Source organism: Paeniglutamicibacter sp. MACA_103 (assembly GCF_045798555.1).
Taxonomy (GTDB): domain Bacteria; phylum Actinomycetota; class Actinomycetes; order Actinomycetales; family Micrococcaceae; genus Paeniglutamicibacter.
In genome coordinates, this window is record NZ_JBIXLN010000062.1 from 1 (window position 1) to 18,323 (window position 18,323).

Annotated in this window: 14 protein-coding genes and 3 riboswitches; of the genes, 4 read left to right on the forward strand and 10 right to left on the reverse strand. The window is 62.9% G+C overall.

What is annotated here, in order from left to right:
* The coding region (locus ACIPVK_RS19925) for a hypothetical protein (RefSeq protein ID WP_407613723.1) at positions 1-1,642 on the reverse strand (1,642 nt) is incomplete at its 3' end.
* Between ACIPVK_RS19925 and ACIPVK_RS19930 the strand changes: the two genes are divergently transcribed.
* Positions 1,641-2,213: a hypothetical protein gene (locus ACIPVK_RS19930; RefSeq protein ID WP_407613724.1), complete on the forward strand. Its 573-nt coding sequence runs from the start codon at positions 1,641-1,643 to the stop codon at positions 2,211-2,213. The genes ACIPVK_RS19925 and ACIPVK_RS19930 overlap by 2 nt on opposite strands.
* A gap of 273 nt (positions 2,214-2,486) precedes the next feature.
* On the opposite strand, the gene ACIPVK_RS19935 is transcribed toward ACIPVK_RS19930, so the two are convergent.
* From ACIPVK_RS19935 to ACIPVK_RS19975, 9 genes are all read right to left on the reverse strand, one after another.
* Positions 2,487-2,915, reverse strand: coding sequence for a CoA-binding protein (locus ACIPVK_RS19935; RefSeq protein ID WP_407613725.1), 429 nt, complete (start codon positions 2,913-2,915; stop codon positions 2,487-2,489).
* A gap of 122 nt (positions 2,916-3,037) precedes the next feature.
* Positions 3,038-3,913, reverse strand: a complete 876-nt coding sequence (locus tag ACIPVK_RS19940) for a MetQ/NlpA family ABC transporter substrate-binding protein (RefSeq protein ID WP_407613726.1) — start codon at positions 3,911-3,913, stop codon at positions 3,038-3,040.
* A gap of 69 nt (positions 3,914-3,982) precedes the next feature.
* Positions 3,983-4,855 (reverse strand): MetQ/NlpA family ABC transporter substrate-binding protein, encoded by an 873-nt coding sequence (locus tag ACIPVK_RS19945; protein ID WP_407613727.1) that lies wholly within the window; start codon positions 4,853-4,855, stop codon positions 3,983-3,985.
* 89 nt (positions 4,856-4,944) lie between these two features.
* The gene (locus ACIPVK_RS19950) at positions 4,945-6,210 is read right to left on the reverse strand and encodes an acyl-CoA dehydrogenase family protein (RefSeq protein ID WP_407613728.1); all 1,266 of its coding nucleotides are present in this window, start codon (positions 6,208-6,210) and stop codon (positions 4,945-4,947) included.
* A gap of 12 nt (positions 6,211-6,222) precedes the next feature.
* On the reverse strand, positions 6,223-7,641 hold the full coding sequence (locus ACIPVK_RS19955) for an NtaA/DmoA family FMN-dependent monooxygenase (protein WP_407613729.1): 1,419 nt from the start codon (positions 7,639-7,641) through the stop codon (positions 6,223-6,225).
* A 48-nt stretch (positions 7,642-7,689) separates the two neighbouring features.
* Positions 7,690-8,424 (reverse strand): methionine ABC transporter permease, encoded by a 735-nt coding sequence (locus ACIPVK_RS19960; RefSeq protein ID WP_407613730.1) that lies wholly within the window; start codon positions 8,422-8,424, stop codon positions 7,690-7,692.
* Positions 8,417-9,241 (reverse strand): methionine ABC transporter ATP-binding protein, encoded by an 825-nt coding sequence (locus ACIPVK_RS19965; protein ID WP_407613731.1) that lies wholly within the window; start codon positions 9,239-9,241, stop codon positions 8,417-8,419. The genes ACIPVK_RS19960 and ACIPVK_RS19965 overlap by 8 nt, the downstream gene beginning before the upstream one ends.
* Before the next feature lie 105 nt (positions 9,242-9,346).
* Positions 9,347-9,441, reverse strand: a riboswitch (SAM riboswitch).
* Positions 9,442-9,758: 317 nt separating this feature from the next.
* Positions 9,759-11,162: an LLM class flavin-dependent oxidoreductase gene (locus tag ACIPVK_RS19970; RefSeq protein WP_407613732.1), complete on the reverse strand. Its 1,404-nt coding sequence runs from the start codon at positions 11,160-11,162 to the stop codon at positions 9,759-9,761.
* An 83-nt stretch (positions 11,163-11,245) separates the two neighbouring features.
* Positions 11,246-12,583: an acyl-CoA dehydrogenase family protein gene (locus ACIPVK_RS19975; RefSeq protein ID WP_407613733.1), complete on the reverse strand. Its 1,338-nt coding sequence runs from the start codon at positions 12,581-12,583 to the stop codon at positions 11,246-11,248.
* A 6-nt stretch (positions 12,584-12,589) separates the two neighbouring features.
* A riboswitch (SAM riboswitch) is annotated at positions 12,590-12,686 on the reverse strand.
* 421 nt (positions 12,687-13,107) lie between these two features.
* A riboswitch (SAM riboswitch) is annotated at positions 13,108-13,198 on the forward strand.
* 5 nt (positions 13,199-13,203) lie between these two features.
* On the opposite strand from ACIPVK_RS19975, the gene acs reads away from it, so the two are divergent.
* From acs to katG, 3 genes are all read left to right on the forward strand, one after another.
* Entirely contained in the window at positions 13,204-15,180 is a 1,977-nt protein-coding gene (gene acs, locus ACIPVK_RS19980) for an acetate--CoA ligase (protein WP_407613734.1), read from the forward strand.
* Positions 15,181-15,402: 222 nt separating this feature from the next.
* Positions 15,403-15,831, forward strand: a complete 429-nt coding sequence (locus ACIPVK_RS19985) for a Fur family transcriptional regulator (protein ID WP_407613735.1) — start codon at positions 15,403-15,405, stop codon at positions 15,829-15,831.
* Between the two features lie 84 nt (positions 15,832-15,915).
* Positions 15,916-18,096: a catalase/peroxidase HPI gene (gene katG / locus ACIPVK_RS19990; RefSeq protein ID WP_407613736.1), complete on the forward strand. Its 2,181-nt coding sequence runs from the start codon at positions 15,916-15,918 to the stop codon at positions 18,094-18,096.
* Positions 18,097-18,323: the final 227 nt, after the last annotated feature.

Here is an 18,323-nt window from a genome sequence, read left to right on the forward strand (position 1 = left end):
CGTTCGGCTTGACCGTCACCCGGTAGTCGACGACGACGTCGCCATTGGCATCGGTGGTGTAGGGGCCGGCACCGTTCACCGGCGTCTTGTCGATCTCCCACAGGTAGGAACGGTTGAAGCTCGCGACAACGTTCTTGGTGACGACCAGGTCCGCACCAAGGCAGACATCGACGGAGGCCATATCGCTCGCCGTGCCGCCGTCGGACTCGGTGTACTTTGCCGTGTTGCCATAGGTCGTGCACTCACCGGCCACGCCCGGCCAGGTAGTCGTGTAGGCAAAGCTCTTCGGCGCCTGCGCGGCGGTGACGATGTTGCCGCCGGGAAGCGTGGAGAGGTTGAACTGGCTGTCGGTGACGGTCACCGAGCCATCGGTCACTGTGGGTTCCACTCCCACGAAGGAGAAGTCCTTCATGGTGCTCGCGCTGCCGTCGGTCCCGTAGTAGGAGGCGGCGTTCCAGGTCGCGGTGGCTGTATTTGTTCCGGCAGTGCCCGCGGTGGTTCCGGAAGGCATCTCACAGGTGTAGTTGAAAGTCGTGGTTCCGGCCGGGACGGACACCGGGCCCGTGACTGCGGTGCCCTCGGAATCCTCAATGGCACACACTGCGCCGGGGGTGGTGTCCGTCAGGGTTACCCCGTCGATGGCCGCGATGTTCGTGTTCTTCACGGTGATGGCACCGTCGACGGTGAAGTTGCTGTCCTGCGCGGCACTGGCATCGACCAGCACGCTGTAGTCGACGGCGACGTCGCCGGTGGCCGACTCGACCGTGGCGGCCTGGCCCGAGGCCAGGTTCTTCTCGATGGTCCAGTCGTAGTCGCGGTCGAACGTGGCGGCTGCGGTAGTGGTGACTTCGAGGTCCTTGTACGTCGTCTTGCCGTTACTGAATGTACAAGTGGCCTGGGCGTTGTCCGCCAGAGTGAAGGACGTGCTGCGCGCCGACGTATCGACCGTCGGCGTGACACCGGTACAGGTCAGGGCCGAGAGGTTCCATCCCTCGGGAAGGGCGATTTCGGAAATGGTTACCGTGCCCGGGGCAACGGTGTAGGTCAGGCGGTCGGGAAGGTCCGCGCCGGCGTTGGAGCCGGCGCTGTCATCCAACTGGAAGTGCACGGAATCTGTCGTCGTGCCGGATTTAAGTGTGAAGCCGAAGTCGGTGCCGTCGGCCGGGGTGGCGTCCTTGATGATGGTCACGAAACCTGCCTGGACGGCGCTTGCCGAAATCTGGTTGGCACGGTTTCCCGCGGTCGCGCAATTCAAGGACTCCAAGGTCACGTGATATGAGGAACCACTGATCGAGGAGGCTCCCGTGCCTGGCCCGTGATCCAGCTCGGATGCAATATGGGCGCTGAAGTAGAGGGTGACAGAGGAGGCCGTTGCATCAAACGTGAGCTTGACGGTGTCCTCGCGGTCACTGCCCGATCCCTCGATCACCTCGGTGTTGGTGATCGTTCCGCCGGTCATTGAGTACTGGTCAATGAAGTCGTAGGCCCATTTGCCGCCGGAGCGCACCCGGTACGTGAATACAAATTCGTTCTCGCCCGGCAGCATGCTGCTCATTTCCACACGCTGGTCAACATAGCCGCCCTCGTAGATGCCCGAGGAAAGGTTGCCGTTGGCGAATGAGCCGCCATCGGCCCGCTGCATGAACGTGTCAATCTTGCCTTTGCCGATATTCGTGTCGCAAACGCCGGCGACCGCCGCAACGACGGGCGCGTCCTTGGCCAGGGCAGAATTCGGCTCACTGACCGACGCTTCCACTGGTTCCTCTGTGGTTTTCTCCTCGGATTTCGTAGGCGCTTCGGCACTCGGGGTCGCCGGCTTCCTTGAATCGATCGACTTGCTCGTCGACGGAGCTTCGGACGTGGGGGCCGCCGACTCCTGCGCTTCTGCAAGCAGTTCGTCAGCGGACGGTTCGGTGCCCTGGAGAGGTGCCTCGGCAGCCGTTTCTTCCGGAGTCGCGGCCTTTGCCTTCGCCGGGTTCGACCCGGCGCTCGCTTCGCCGCCCTCAACGGCATCCAGCAACGCCTGCTCCACACTGGCGTCTTTGCTGTCCGACGGTGATGCCGCGGCGGGATTGAATCCACCGCCGCCAAACATCATCGTTGCAACGAGCGCAGTCGTCGCGCTGGCAGCCACGGTTGAACGGACAATTCCGTTCCTCCAAATGGCTTCCAAAAAAGAGTTGCGGCGCGCAAAACGACGACCTCTTAATTGATTCCGTGCAGCATTATCCCCAATTTTGCCGAACACTTAAGTTACCCCAATTACCCCAAGGGGGCGCAGCAACCACGCAATAAGCACCGTTTACGAATCGGTCCCACCCGATCCGTTAGTTCAGTTCAAACCCCAAGTTCGAACTACCCCCAGCATTTATTGGGGCCCCAGCTCCCAATTTGTGTTGCTTGTGATGCCGTCATTCTAGACACAGATTGTGATCCACGTCTACTGCCCCTGCGAACGGTGCAATGTTTTTTTGGACGGGCTGAAACTAACGGTAGCGGTACTCAATTTTCGGGCAAGTGTCCATGACGACGTCCAACCCGGCGGCCTTGGCCCGTCTGGCCGCTGCTTCGTCTACAACTCCGAGTTGCAGCCAGACGGCGTCCGCACCAATGGCAATGGCCTGGTCAACAATGTCACCGACTTTTTGTGAGTTCACGAAACAGTCAACGACGTCGACGTGGCCGGTGATCTCGGCCAGGAGCTTGTGGCCGGCATTGCCCAGTACGCTTTCGCCGCTGAGGGACACCGGAATGATTTCCATCCCCAGCTGATCCTGGAGAAACCGCGAGACCCCTGGTGCCACGCGGCTCGGGTTGTTGGTCAGCCCCACCACGGCCCACCGTGCAGGGGTTTTCAGGAGCCGGCGAATCACTGCCGGGTCGTTGACATGGCGTTGGCCGGCTTCAGTGCTCATACTCAATACGCTACCCCTCCCGTCTGGTCTCGCCGCCAAAGAACATTTTGGTCTTAGCCCCGAGAATGTTCGGCATGAAAAGAATTCATGCCGAACATTCTCGGGGCTACCGATTGGCTGCCTTAGTTATCCCAGGCCTTCCGGTCTGCGACAGGATCGCGGTCCCAAGGCGTTGGCAGGACCCCGCCGATGTAGTCGCTGAACCAAGTGCGAACTTCTTCCGACTGGTAGGCCTTCTGCAGAGCCTTGCCCTTCTCAGTTTCGGCAAAGCCGGGTTTGGCGGCAACGACGCAGATGAATGGCAGCGCGTCTGCATCCTCTTCGAAAAGCAGCGCATCTCGGGGCGTAAGACCCAGCTCTGCGCCAAGCCTTACGAAAAGGAACCCGGCATCAACGTCTGCCAGAGTCTTGGACAGAGACTGTTGGTCGACTTCCGTGAAAGAAATGTTTTTCGGATTCTCCAAAATGTCATTCTGCGATAAGTGGATCACGCTCTTCGCTTCGTCAACTCTCAGGACCCCGGCTTTGGCCAGCAATGCCAGCGCGCGTCCGTTGTTGGCCGGGTCTACGGGTATTGCTATCTTGGCACCCTGCGGCAAGTCCTCGACAGACTTGTGCTTCAGTGAATACACGCCGCCGGGTGACCCGTACATGTAGAACGCGGTGTCAACAGCAAGGTTCTTATCCTTGGTGAACTGCGCTAAGTACGATGCGTGCTGGAAATAGTTGGCGTCGAATTCACCGTTTGCTACCGCAAAGTTCGGCTGGACGATGTCGGTGACGTACTTGACCTCTACCTTCCAACCCTCCGCTTCCAATGCCTTCTGTGCGATTTTGGTGGGTTCCTGGTACGGAGCCGATTCAGTGACGATGAGCTTGATCGTCTTATCGCTTCCTCCCGCAGCGGCTTTGCCGGTCAGCCCACAGCCTGTGATCGCGGCAAGACCAGCCAAGGCGCTCACTCCGAGGAAGCCCTTGATAAAAGTGCGACGTTCCATTTCCTATTCTCCTGCCTATGGCGGAGCGAGTGTGCCCCAGGTCTGCGTCCTACCGAACGATTGAATTACTTAGACATTCCAAGCTTTTAGATCCGCTGCAGGATCCCGGTCCCACGGAGTCGGCAACGCACCGTCGAGATAGTTCTTGAACCATTCACGGACCTCGTCCGAGTGATAAGCCGCCTCAAGCGCCTTGCCCTTTTCCGTATCGGCAAAACCAGGTTTGGCAGCCACAAGGTTGATGAACGGAAGTGCATCTTCCTCCTTCTCAAAAAGCAGGGCGTCCTCGGGCTTCAGCCCGATTTCCGCACCTAAACGAACGAAAAGGAAACCAGCGTCAACATCCGGCAAGGTCTTGGACAAAGACTGCTGGTCAACCTCGACGAAGTTGAACTTTCGTGGGTTCTCCAGGATGTCGGCCTGCGAAAGATGAATCAGACTCTTGCCCTCCGTGAGCTTCAACAACCCAGCCGCCTCCAAAAGAGCCAATGCTCGTCCGTTATTGGACGGATCCACGGGAATCGCGATCTTGGCTCCCTCGGGGAGGTCGCCGATGCTCTTGTGCTTCGCGGAGTAGACACCTGCCGGAGATCCGTACATGTAGAACGCACTTTCCACCTCAAGATTCTTGTCGGTGGTGAATTGCTCAAGGTAGGCAGCATGCTGAAAGTAGTTGGCATCGAACTCGCCATTGGCAACGGCAAAGTTCGGCTGCACGATGTCGGTGACATACTTGGCCTCAACCTTCCACCCTTGGGACTCCAAGATCTTTTGGGCGATCTTGGTCGGTTCTTGGGTGGGGGCAGACTCGGTGACAATCAACTTTATGGTTTTGTTGTTGCCTGCCCCGGCGCCGGAAGCGCCACCCGTGAGTCCGCAGGCGGTGAGCGAGGCGAGTGCACCGAGGCCCAGGGCTCCGGCAAGAAAAGTACGGCGTTGCATGGTGTTTCTCCTGAGAAAAGTCGTGACGATTTATGTGCCGGTGACGAGTTGGCGATTCTGCTTGGGTAACTACCCTGTCCGGGTTGGTATTAGGTGGCGGCTGGAGCCGCCGTCGCATTCCCAATGGCGTTAAGGCCCTCCGGGAGGGTCCCGTTGATGAAGTAGTCACCAATGGAACGGGCACGGAATGCGATGGGATTGTGCGTTGCCACGGTTTGCGCATTCCGCCAATGGCGGTCCAGGCCCTTGGACGTGCTGGTGGCCGAAGCTCCCCCGGTCTCAAATAGCTGCTGGGCGGCACCGATTGCCAGCTCCGGAACCGAAACCTGCGCCTGTTCCACGGCCAATTCGGCCAGATGCCCTTCGGTGGTGGTTGGCCGATGACCGCTTTCGTCCGGTTCCTGCGCGAGGCCCGTCTGAAGCGCGGTATCCAGGGTTCGCGCCGCGGCCAGCACTGTGGCCTCGGCAGTAAATGCTTTCGTGGCTATGCGACCAACGGTTTCTTGGATCAGAGGATCATCTCGGAAGGGCAAGCCTGAACCGGTGTTGAATGTTCGGGCCCGCTTAGCGACCGACTGCGCCGCATCATTGCGGGCAGCACGGGCGATGCCCGCCAGCACTCCTAGCAACACCAGCTGGAAGAACGCCGCTTCGTGGGTAGCTTCCGCGCCACCGGCCTCACGGCCAAAGAGATCTACAGCTTCAACACGGACATCATCAAATCTAGTGGTGCCCGTTCCGGTGAGCCGCTGGCCAAAGCCGTCCCAGTCATCGGAGATTTCCACGCCGGCGGCCTTTGTGTCTACGAGCGCAAAGACGCGTCCAGGCTTTCCCTCCAGGGCCGCAGAAACGCGCGTGTAGTCCGAAAAGATTGTGCCGGTGGTGTAGAACTTCTCACCGTTCAGCACCCACGTCCCATCTTCGTGGGCAAGCACGGTGTTGAGATGGCCGAGCGCGTTTCCTCCGAGTTCGGTGGAAGCATTCCCGACGGTTTTCCCTGCCGCGACCCGTTCGTACCAGCGCCGACGGATGGCCTCATCCTGCCACTGCAGGGATTCCACAAATCCGAAGTGTGATCGGTAGAGGTGGGCTACATTCGAATCCGCGGCCGCCAGGTCGATGAGCAAACGCGCAAAGGTTTCCACGCTGACGCCTGCGCCACCGGACTCGACCGGTACCCGCAGGGCCCCAAACCCTGCCTCATCCAGCCATGCGACCTGTTCGAACGGCAGGATGCGTTCGAGGTCGCGCAAGCGGGATCCGTCGGCAATCCGCGAAAAGAGGTCGGCAAATCGCGCGTGCTGGGTCGCATAATCGGCGGCAACAATTTCTGATGCCTTCAAAGTAATGGTCATGCTGGATGCCTTTCAGGAACGTGCTGTGGCCGCGGAGCGATTTTCATTGGCTGCCGAGAATTGGGCGAAGGCTCCGCGGAAAGCGGCTGCCGGGTGTGAGGCCTCGAGCGTCGCTTGTCGCCCAAAAACCTTCTCGCGCAAGGTGCCTGGCGCATATTCGGTTTGGGCGAGGCCGCGGGCTCGCAATTCGGGCACCACACCCTCGATGAAATCCGTGTAGGAGCCAGGCAGAATCTGGTTGATGATGTTGATGCCGTCGGTTCCGGCGTCCTGCCACAGTTCGAGCTGATCAACGATTTGTTCAGGGGTCCCGGAAATCTGCATGGATTTTGCTCGGTACCGTGCGAGATCGGCAATCGTGGGATTGCCGCCGGGAACCGAGGCACGGATCGATTCGAGAACTCCTTTGCCTCCTTCGGTGTCGATTTCGCCCAGTCGCGTGTCCAGTGGCCTGCCGCCAAGGTCTATGCCAAGCCCACCGCCAATGTGCGCTACCACGGCATCCAGGTCGAGGTACTCGTCGTATTCAGCCTGCTTGCGAGCCACTTCTGTCTCCGTGCTGCCCACTACAAAGGAGAGCCCGGCAAAGATCTTTACGTCTGAGGCCTCGCGGCCAGCGTCGACTGCCAGCTTGCGAATGGCTTCGGAGTTCTTGCGAACGTTCTCGGGGTTTGGCGCGAATAGGAATGTTGCTTCGGCGTTTGCGGCCGCGAACGCCCTGCCGCGCGGAGAACTTCCAGCTTGAAACAGGAAGGGCGTGCGCTGCGGGCTAGGCGAGGACAAATGGGGGCCGTCGATGGAGTAGCGCTCCCCTCGGTGGTAGATCTTGTTCACCAATGCCGGGTCTGCGTGGATTCCTGCAAGCTTGTCGGCCAGCAGTGCTCCGTCTTCCCACGAACCTTCCCAAAGCTTGAACGCGGCTTCAACATATTCGTCCGCCCAGTCGTAGCGGTCCGCGTGTTTGGTTAGCCCGTCAGCCCCGAAATTGCGGTGCGAATTCTCCAGCACGCTGGTGACGATGTTCCAGGCGACGCGCCCGTTGCTCAGGTGATCGAGCGTTGAGAGCTGCCTTGCCAGCTGGAACGGATCGGATTGGATTACCGAGGATGTGAAGGCAAGGCCGATCTCATCGGTAACCCCCGCCAATGCCGAAGCGAGCACGAGCGGATCGTTGGATGGCACCTGGAGCCCGCGTTTGATGTGCGATGCCCAGCCACCGTCGTGGTCTCCGTACAGACCAACCACATCCGCGAGGAAGATTGCATCGAACTTCGCGGCTTCCAAGTCCTTTGCCAGATCGACCCAAAGCTTGAGTTCATTGAAACGATGCTGCTGAGCCTGAGGGTGACGCCACTGGCCACCGAGGATGTGGCTGGTGGTGTTCATCAGGAAAGCGCTCAAAAGCAGGCGTGGCCGCCGAGAAGTACTCATGACAGGGGTGTCTCCAAACGAAGCAGGTCGGTGAGGGAAGGGCGATGTTTACTGGCGTTTGTCCATGCGGGCCGCGATGCGGGTACCGGAGATCTGGACAATTTGGACCATCAGAATCATCAGGACGATGGCGACGATCATCATTCCGGTTTCATAGCGGTAGTAGCCGTAGCGAATGGCGAAGTCACCGATACCGCCGCCGCCGACCAAACCAGCCATTGCCGAATAACTGATGAAGCTCACGGTCATGATGGTGATCGACCCAATGAGCGCGGGCTTTCCTTCAACGAGCAAGACGTCACGGACAATCTGGCCGCGGGTTGCGCCCATGGCCCGCGCGGCTTCAACGACGCCGCTGCCGAGCTGCGTGAGGTTCTGTTCGACGAATCGAGCAAAGTAGGGAATCGCGTTGATTGTCAGCGGGACAATTACGGCTGCCGTTCCGATGGTTGTGCCTACGACAAACCTTGTGAAAGGAATAATCGCAATCAACAGGATGAGGAATGGGAACGAGCGCATGGTGTTGACGAATCCATCAACAATCCGATGAAGCTTCGGCCGGGGACGGAGTCCTTGTGGAGCCATCGAATATAGCCAAATACCCAACGGGGTTCCCACCAGGATGGCGATCGGAATGGAGACCACGAGCATGGCCAAGGTCTGGCCAATTGCGGCTGCAATTTCGGGCCAAAGTTCAATAACACGGTTGAGGTCGAAGGCCGCGGCACCGCTGCCATTCGTCGTGGATGTCAGAACGCTGACGGCTCCGGCTAGCTTAGACAAGGGAAGCCTCCTTCGAAGGGGTATCGGCTGCTGCGGAATCGACGTTGCGCACCGGGCGCTTGCGGTCCAGGGAGATGTCATCCGAGATGAGGTACCGGCCGATGGCGGTCGCTGGCGTAAACGCGGAATCCTCAAGCGCGGAGATATCGAATTGCTCCACGACCCGGCCGTCTTCCATGACTGCAACGTTGTCGGCGATTGCTTTGACGACATTCATTTCGTGCGTCACGATCACAGTGGTGATTCCCAGCTGGGCGTTGATGTCCGAGAGGTACTGCAGCACCGAAGCCGTAGTCCGCGGATCGACTGCCGAAGTCGGCTCGTCGCAAAGCAGCACCTTGGGCTCGGTCGCCAGCGCGCGGGCGATGGCGACGCGTTGTTTCTGGCCCCCTGACAACTGACCCGGATACGACTTGGACTTGTCGGCCAGGTCAACGATCGCCAAGGCTTCATGGGCTCGGCGACGTCGTTCCTTCTTCGCCACGCCCGCGAACTTCAAGCTGAGCTCAACATTTTCCACGGCGTTGCGGTTGTTCAGGAGATTGAAGTGCTGGAAGATCATCCCGATATGGTGCCGCGCCTTGCGCAGTTCCTCGTCGCCCAGTGATGTTAGGTCCGTTCCGTCAACCACGACGCGACCGCTCGTTGGGCGCTCCAGGAGGTTGATGTTGCGAAGCAACGTTGATTTGCCGGCGCCGGAGAACCCAATGATTCCCTGTATCGAGCCTCGCGGAATCTCCAGCGAGACTTTGTCCACCGCAGTGAAGGGTGCCTCCGCCGGAGGGAAAACGGTTGACACGTCCTGAATGCTGATCATGCCCTACTCCTCTCGGTTCACCCGAGGAACGCCGCGACATGGCTAATCAGTCGAATACCTGCTGAGGACAAAACAGTATTCGGCGGACCGCGCAGAGTTTGGCTATCTCCATCGGTCCTGGCGGTAGCACCGGATCCCAATGACGGGAGTGGTTGCTGCGGCGTCAACGAGCCAGGTCTCTCAGCCGCTCTGGATGGTGTGTGTTCGCATTGGTTGGATATCAACCTCGAACAATTCAAGTGTGTCGCAGGATCTTCGATATGACCAACGGAAAGACCCTCCGCGCGAAACAAATCGACGTAGAGAACGGATTTGGGGCAGGATTCGCTTCACGAAGCGTCACAAGTCAGAACATGAAGCGGAAAACATCCCGGGCTTGCCGCACCGTGGCGTCATGTTGATAATGCGTCGAAAACCTCTTCGTCACGCATGTGGCCGCCACAACGTAATGCGTGCCGGCAACCTCCAAGCGCGCAATCGTGGCCGGGCTACGTCACTTCGCGGGCGGCCCTGCCGCTTAAACGGATCGGGCGGTGGCGAACCGGTAGTTCGCCGCGCGGTGGGTGTCCTTGACGCGGTCGCCCTCGCCGAACAGCTTGTGGCGCAGCGAGCCTTCGGTGTATTCGGTCTTGTAGGCGCCGCGGGCCTGCAGCTCGGGAACGACGTACTCGACAATGTCCTCGAAGGTTGCCGGGGTGACGGCGTAGGCCAGGTTGAAGCCGTCGACGTCGGTGTAGTCCACCCAGTCGATGAGCTTCTCGGCAACCTCGGCACCGGAGCCGACGGTGATCGGGCCGAAGCCGCCCACGCCGACCCACTCGGCCAGCTGGCGGATGGTCCACGGGTTGCCGGAATCTCCGCTGGCCTTCTGGAAGGTCTCCACCGAAGACTGGATGGCGTTGGACTTCACGTTCTCGCCGATGACGTCGTCCGGTCCGTATTCGGAGAGGTCCACGCCCATCCAGCCGGAGATCAGCACCTGGGCGCCCTCGATGTCCGCGTAGGACTTGTAGTCCTCGTACTTGGCCTGGGCCAGCTCGGAGGTCTTGTCGGTGATGATGGTCTGCATCGCGAAGATCTTGATGTCGTGGCGGTCGCGGCCTGCGGCTTCGGCGGCGTCGCGGATCTTGGTGACGGTGGCCTTGAGCATCTCGCGGGTCGGGCTGGTGACGAAGACCGACTCGGCGTTGGAGGCGGCGAACTTGATGCCGCGCGATGAAGCACCCGCCTGGTAGATCACCGGGGTGCGCTGGGGGGACGGCTCGGTGATGGCGATGCCCGGGACCTTGAAGTACTTGCCTTCGTGGTTGATCGGGTGGACCTTGGACGGGTCGGTGTAGACGCCGGTTTCCTTGTTGTTCTGCACGGCGTCGTCTTCCCACGAGCCTTCGAGCAGCTTGTAGACGACCTCGAGGTACTCGTCGGCGTGGTTGTAGCGCTCGTCGTGTTCCATCTGGTCTTCCTGGCCCATGTTGCGGGCGGCGGACGGCAGGTAGCCGGTGACGACGTTCCAGCCCACGCGGCCGTTGGTCAGGTGGTCCAGGGTGGCCAGGCGGCGGGCGAAGGCGTACGGGTGCTCATAGGCGGTGCCCGCGGTGACGCCGAAGCCGAGGTTCTCGGTGACCGCGGCCATGGCCGAGACCAGCATCATCGGGTCGTTGACCGGGGCCTGCGCGCCGGTGCGCAGCGGGGTTTCGTTGGTGCCCTTGTAGACGTCGTAGGTGCCCAGCACGTCGGCGAGGAACAGTCCGTCGAACTTGCCCTTTTCCAGCACCTTGGCCAGGTGCGTCCAGTACCCCAGGGTCTTGTACGTCGAGGCCTTGTCGTCCGGGTGGCGCCACAGGCCCGGCGACTGGTGCACCACGCAGTTCATGTCGAAGGCGTTGAAGAGGATCTGGCGTGGGGCGGGAGTCGTGCTCATGTTTGTCCTTCGCGAGGTGTTGGGTTTTTGTGGATCCGGCGTTGCGCGGATCAAGTCGTTCGTTTGGGGCAGCGGGCGGCGTTCTAGGGAACGCCGGTTACCTTGGTTGCGCCCACGTCGCCGATGGCGTTCAGCTGCTGGGGTGCCGTCCCGTTGACCTCGTAGTCGCCGATGATGCGCGACTTGTAGATCGCCGGGTTGTGCGTGGCCACGGTGCGGGCGTTGCGCCAGTGCCGGTCCAGGTTGCAGCCCTTGGCTGTCGCCGAGGCGCCCAGCCCGTCAAAGAGCTTGGTCGCCGCGGAGAGCACCAGTGGCTGGACGACGGCCTGCGCCCGGTCCGCGGCGAGTTCACACACCGCAAACCTCTCGGCCTGGCTGAGCGATGCATCGGCCAGCGCGATCTCGATCTCCGCCACGGCGGCCAGGACGATGGAATCGACCGCGAATGCGGTGCCCGAGATCTCGCCCACCAACTGCAGCACCTGGGGCTCTTCGCGCACCGGAACACCGGTCCCGGTACTGAAGGACCGGGTGCGGGCCTGGACCGACGAGCGGACATCATTGAGCACGGCGCGCGTGATTCCGGCCTGGACCCCGAGCAGCACGAGCTGGAAGATGGCGGATTCCGGGTCGTTGACCTGCTGCTCGTCGGGAAGGATCGTGTCCACCGGGACGTTCTCGAACGTGGTCGAGCCGGTGCCGGTGAGCTGCTGCCCGAATCCGTCCCAGTCGTCGAAGATCTTGACCCCGGAATGCTGGGTGGAGACCACGGCGATCTGCCGGCCTGCGCGTGCGGGGTGGGCCACGGCGACGGCGACCCAGTCCGCGTAGATGGTGCCGGTGCAATAGTATTTCTCGCCATTGAGGATCCAGCGCTCGCCCTGCTTGGCAATGGTGGTGTTGAGGGTGCCCAGCCGGTTTCCGCCGCGTTCGGTGTAGGCATTGCCGACGATCTGCCCGGCAACAATGCGCTCGACCCAGCGGTGCCGCAACGCATCGTCCTGAAGCAGCAACACGGATTCAACGAAGCCGATGTGCGAGCGCCAGAGGTGCGCCACCTGGGAATCGGCCTCGGCCAGCTCAATGAGCAGGCGGAACAAGTCGGACACGCTGGCCCCGTAGCCGCCCTCGGCCACCGGGATGCGCAGGGCCCCGAACCGCACCCGGTTCAGCCAGCCGACCGGCTCGAAGGGCAGGGTCCGGTTGGCGTCGCGCTCGCTGGCCCCGGCGGCAATCTTGGCGAAGACCGGGCGGAAGATCTCGGCCAGCTCGTCATAGTGACCGTTCAGGGGAACGCCCGGAGTGAGCTTGAGCAGGTGCCGGGCGGGGGTGTCCCCGGTAAAGGCGTCGAGGTTGACGGCGCCGAAGATATTGGGGTCCGCTTCGACATCGTGTGTATTGGCAAAGGAATCGACAGGCATGAATTATCTCCATCGGTCCTGGCGTGAGCACCTACCGCCCAATTAAGGGGAGGGGTTGCTGCGGCGTCATGGAGCCAGATCTCTCGGCCGCTCTGGATGGTTGTTGGTCATATTTCTACACGCCCCGGCGAGGCAGTGACAACCCGGTTCGTCACAATTGAAGCCCGCAACACGGGCCGGATGGCCGTGCCGGACCTTGCCGTGCCCACGGGAAAGACCGGGCTCGCGGCATTCTTCGGACCATTCATTCGATGCGATTCCCGAGGTGCGACGCGCCCGCCTTTACGGCCACCCCGCCATACAACCATTGGGACAATGGCGTAACTACGTGGCGCCATCCGGGCACCGCCGCGGCCGGGCGCGCCTGCGGCAGCTCGAAATCCCCTCGGCATTTCGATTCGAAATTTCTCGTCACACGCGAAGATTCTTTGATTGCCAATCCAAGAGAACCATCCCATCGAACGTTCCGTCACATTACGGCGGGTTTGCTCCTGTGACAAGCAATCGACTTTGATGGATGGAACAACCCATCCCGAGCGGCCGAGAGATCTGGCTCTGTAACGCCGCAGCAACCACCGCTTAGCGGTGAAGTGCTAACGCCAGAACCGATGGAGAACAAAATGCCTGAAACCCTTTTGCCCGCGCTCCCTGCCGTTGCCGAGGAAAACTCGTGGAGCGAGGACGAGCGCCTCGCGTTCTGGGATGCCGCGGCGCGTCGCCTGAGCTGGTCCGACCAGTGGCACACCATCCACAGTAGTACCGGCGTGGACCCGGAGGCCCGGCGCGGCCCCGAGCTGCGCTGGTACGAGGGCGGCAAGCTCAACGCCGCCTACAACTGCGTGGACCGCCATGTGGAGGCCGGACGCGGCGACAAGGTCGCCCTGCACTTCGAGGGCGAGCCCGGTGACAGGACCACCGTCACCTACCAGGACCTGCAGGACCGGGTGTCCAAGGCCGCGAACGCGCTCCTGGGACTGGGCATCGGCAAGGGCGACCGCGTGGTCATCTACCTGCCGGTCCTCGTGGAAACCGTTGTCATCACCCTGGCCTGCGCCCGCATCGGTGCGGTGCACTCGCTGGTCTTCGGCGGCTTCTCCTCCGAGGCGCTGAAGTTCCGCGTCGAGGACACCAAGGCAAAGTTGCTGGTCACCACCGACGGCCAGTTCCGCCGCGGAACCGCGGTCCCTGTCAAGGCGCACGCCGACGAGGCGGTCTCCGGGGACAACTCGATCGAGCATGTCCTGGTCATCAACCGGACCGGGCACACCGACATCGCCTGGACCGAGGGCCGCGACGTGTGGTGGCACGAGACAGTCGACACCGCAAGCGCCAAGCACGTCCCCGAGGCCTTCGACGCCGAGACCCCGCTGTTCATCATGTACACCTCCGGGACCACCGGCCAGCCCAAGGGCCTGGTCCACACCACCGGCGGCTACCTGACCCAGGCGTCGTGGAGCCACGAGTTCCTCTTCTCCAACCCCGACCCGGCCAAGCGCGACTCGGATGTCCACTGGTGCACCGCCGACCTGGCCTGGGTCACCGCGCATACCTACGAGATCTACGGTCCGCTGTCCAACGGCGTCACCCAGGTCATCTACGAGGGCGTGCCCAATGCCCCGAACCCGGGCCGCCACTTCGAGATCATTCAGCGCTACAAGGTCACCAGCTACTACACGGCGCCCACCCTGGTGCGTTCGCTGATGGGCTGGTTCCCCGACGGCGTCCCGGCCGACTACGACCTGTCCTCGATCCGCCTGGCCGGCACGGTCGGCGAGGCGGTCAACCCGGAGGCGTGGCGCTGGCTGCGCAGCCAGGTCGGCCGCGACACCGCCGCCGGCATCCCCATGGTCGACACCTGGTGGCAGTCCGAGACCGGGGCCACCATCCTGTCCCCGCGCCAGGACGACACCGCGTTCAAGCCCGGCTGCGGCACGCGCGCGCTTCCCGGCGTGGGCGTGGACATCGTCGACGATGCCGCGGCCACCGTGGGCGCCAACGTCCAGGGCAACATCGTGCTGACCAAGACCGGGCCTTCCATGGCCCGCACGGTCTGGGGAAACCCCGAGCGCTACTACACCTCCTACTGGGAGAAGTACGCGGCCCAGGGCTGGTTCCTGGCCGGGGACGGCGCGCGCTTCGATGAGGACGGGGACATCTGGATCCTGGGCCGCACGGACGACGTCATCAACATCTCCGGGCACCGCCTCTCCACCATCGAGATCGAATCCGCGCTGGTCACCCACCCGGCGGTCGTCGAGGCCGGGGTCTGCCCGACGTCCGACGCCAAGACCGGCCACGCGGCCACCGCGTTCGTGGTGCCCTTCGACAAGTCCGTGGTCGGCACCGACCTCACGGGCGAGGCGCTGGCGAAGCAGCAGGCCCTGGTCACCGAGCTGCGCAACCACGTGGCAACGCAGATCGGGCCCATCGCCAAGCCGCGCGAAATCGTCTTCGTCCCCGACGTGCCCAAGACGCGCTCGGGCAAGATCATGCGCCGGCTGCTGACCCAGCTGTTCGAGGGCAGCACGCTGGGCGACACCACCAGCCTGCAAAACGAGCCCTGCATCGCCCAGATCAAGGACATCTGCGACGCCTAACGCGCCTGCGTGAAATCTCCGCGTCGGCCATGGCACTTCCATGGCCGACGCGCAGACACCTCCCTCAGCCGCCCGCAACCCCTGGGGCTTCGGGCGGCTCCAAGCAGGCAATGGTTCGGCCGAATCGCGGACGCCTCCCGGCCGTCGGCAGGGCCCACGAAATATTTGGTTCAAACCCCCGGCTATCTTGACTCATTCAAAATGAGCGGGAAAATGTTAACCATGACACATCCGGTTGAACTCGAGCAGGTGCTGCGCGAGGCCTCCATGCGCGTGACGCTCCCGCGGGTCGCCGTGCTTGCGGCGGTCTCCGCCAACCCGCATGCAGATACCGATGCCGTCCTCGATGCCGTGCGCCAAGCGCACCCCGCGGTGTCCCACCAGGCCGTCTACGACTCGTTGAGGCTGCTGACCCACCTTGGCATCGTGCGCAAGATCCAGCCGCACGGGCACAACGCCCGCTATGAGACCCGCGTGGGCGACAACCACCACCACTTGGTGTGCCGCTCCTGCGGCACGGTCCTCGACGTGGATTGCGCGGTGGGCGACGCCCCCTGCCTGCACGCCTCCAACGACCACGGGTTCGCCATCGAAGAGGCCGAGGTCATCTACTGGGGATTATGTCCCCGGTGCCAAAACGCGGACTCCTAGACGATCCGGATCCGTACTCGGCCGAAATCCCCTGCAAGACCAACCAATCCCCCCGAACCAACAAAACACCTCAAGAAGGAAGTCATGTCTGAAGCTACAACCGGCAAGTGCCCCGTATTCCACGGTGGCGGCCGCGCCCACCCCACCAGCGGAAATGCCAACTCCGAGTGGTGGCCGAACAAGCTCAACCTGAAGATCCTGGCGAAGAACACCCAGGTCTCCAACCCGCTGGACGAAGACTTCAGCTACACCGCGGCCTTCAACGCCCTCGACCTGGACGCCGTGAAGGCCGACCTCGCCGAGACCATGACCAAGTCGTACGACTGGTGGCCGGCGGACTTCGGCCACTACGGCCCGTTCTTCGTGCGCATGGCCTGGCACTCGGCCGGCACCTACCGCAGCCACGACGGACGCGGCGGCGGCGGCGCGGGCCAGCAGCGCTTCGCCCCGCTCAACTCCTGGCCGGACAACGTCAACCTGGACAAGGCCCGCCGTCTGCTGTGGCCGGTCAAGAAGAAGTACGGCCAGTCCATCTCCTGGGCCGACCTGATGATCCTGGCCGGCAACGTGGCCATGGAGACCATGGGTTTCAAGACCTTCGGCTTTGCCGGCGGCCGCCCGGACGTCTGGGAAGCCGACGACGACGTGTACTGGGGCCCGGAAAAGGTGTGGCTGGACAGCGAGCGCTACACCGGCGAGCGAGAGCTTGACGCCCCGCTGGCCGCGGTCCAGATGGGCCTGATCTACGTCAACCCGGAAGGGCCCGACGGCGTTGCCGATCCACTGGCCTCGGCCATCGACATCCGCGAAACCTTCCGCCGCATGGGCATGGACGACGAGGAGACCGTCGCGCTGATCGCCGGCGGCCACACCTTCGGCAAGACCCACGGCGCCGACGCCGAGTCCTACAAGGGGACCGATCCGGAAGCATCTTCGCTGGAAATGCAGGGCCTGGGCTGGAAGTCCGGCTTCGGAACCGGCCACGGCGATGACACCATCGGCTCGGGCCTGGAGGTCACCTGGACCTACCACCCGACCCGCTGGGACAACGAGTTCTTCCACATCCTCTTCGCCTACGAGTGGGAGAAGTTCGAGTCCCCGGCCGGCGCCCAGCAGTGGCGCCCGAAGGACGGCGGCGGCGCGGACCTGGTCCCGATGGCCCACAACCCGGCCGCCCGCCGCGAGCCGCGCATGCTCACCAGCGACCTGGCGCTGCGCTTCGACCCTGCCTACGGGCAGATCTCCCGCCGCTTCAAGGACAACCAGGAGCAGTTCGCCGAAGCGTACGCCCGCGCCTGGTTCAAGCTGACCCACCGCGACATGGGCCCCAAGTCCCGCTATCTGGGCAAGGAGGTCCCGGCCGAGGACCTGATCTGGCAGGATCCGCTGCCGGCCGCTCCGGCCGTGACCCTGGGGGAAACGGAAATCGCGGCGCTGAAGGCCCTGATCAACGCGTCGGGCCTGAGCGTCCAGCAGCTCGTTTCCACCGCGTGGAAGGCCGCTGCGACCTTCCGCTCCTCGGACAAGCGCGGCGGCGCCAACGGCGGCCGCATCCGCCTTGAGCCGCAGGCTTCCTGGACCGTGAACCAGCCCGAACAGCTGGCGCCGGTCATCGCCAAGCTCGAGGAAATCGTTGCCGAGTTCAACGCCACCTCATTGGTCAAGACCTCCTTCGCCGACGTGGTGGTGCTGGCGGGCAACGTGGGCATCGAGCAGGCCGCCCTGGCCGCGGGCCAGCAAGTCGCCGTGCCGTTCACCCCGGGCCGCGTGGATGCCACGCAGGAGCAGACCGATCCGGAGCAGTTCGCGTGGCTGGAGCCGGTTGCCGACGCGTTCCGCAACTACGACTCGGGCTTCCTGAAGATGCCGAGCGAGTACCTGCTGATCGACCGCGCGAACCTGTTGGGCCTCTCGGCCCCGGAGATGACCGTGTTGCTCGGCGGCCTGCGCGTGCTGGGCAACAACTGGGACGGCTCGAACCTGGGCGTCTTCACCGACACCCCGGGCGCGCTGACCAACGACTTCTTCGCGAACCTCATGGAGCTGGGCCAGGAATGGACCCCGGACGCCGAGGAGAAGACCTACTCCACCACAAACGGCCGCTGGGTCGGCAGCCGCGTGGACCTGGTCTTCGGCTCGAACTCGGAGCTGCGCGCCCTGGCAGAGGCCTACGCCTCGGACGACGCCAAGGAGAAGTTCGTGCGCGACTTCGCCGCCGCATGGGCCAAGCTCATGGACGCCGACCGCTTCGAACTGAAGAAGTAGTCGAAGTAGTCACCGGCTGAATCGAGTGGGGGGGGGGGTTTTTGCCCCCCCCCCCCCCCGGCGCCCCACCCGGGGGCCCGGGGGGGGGCCCCCGCCCCCCCCCCCCCAACGCCGGCAGTTGCTCGAATTCCGGATGGGTCTTGAATCCGAGGCGGCAGCCGCCGCCGCGCTCACGGCGAACCCCGGCACCCTGCCCGCCCTCGACGCGGCCCTTGAGGCGTTCAGGA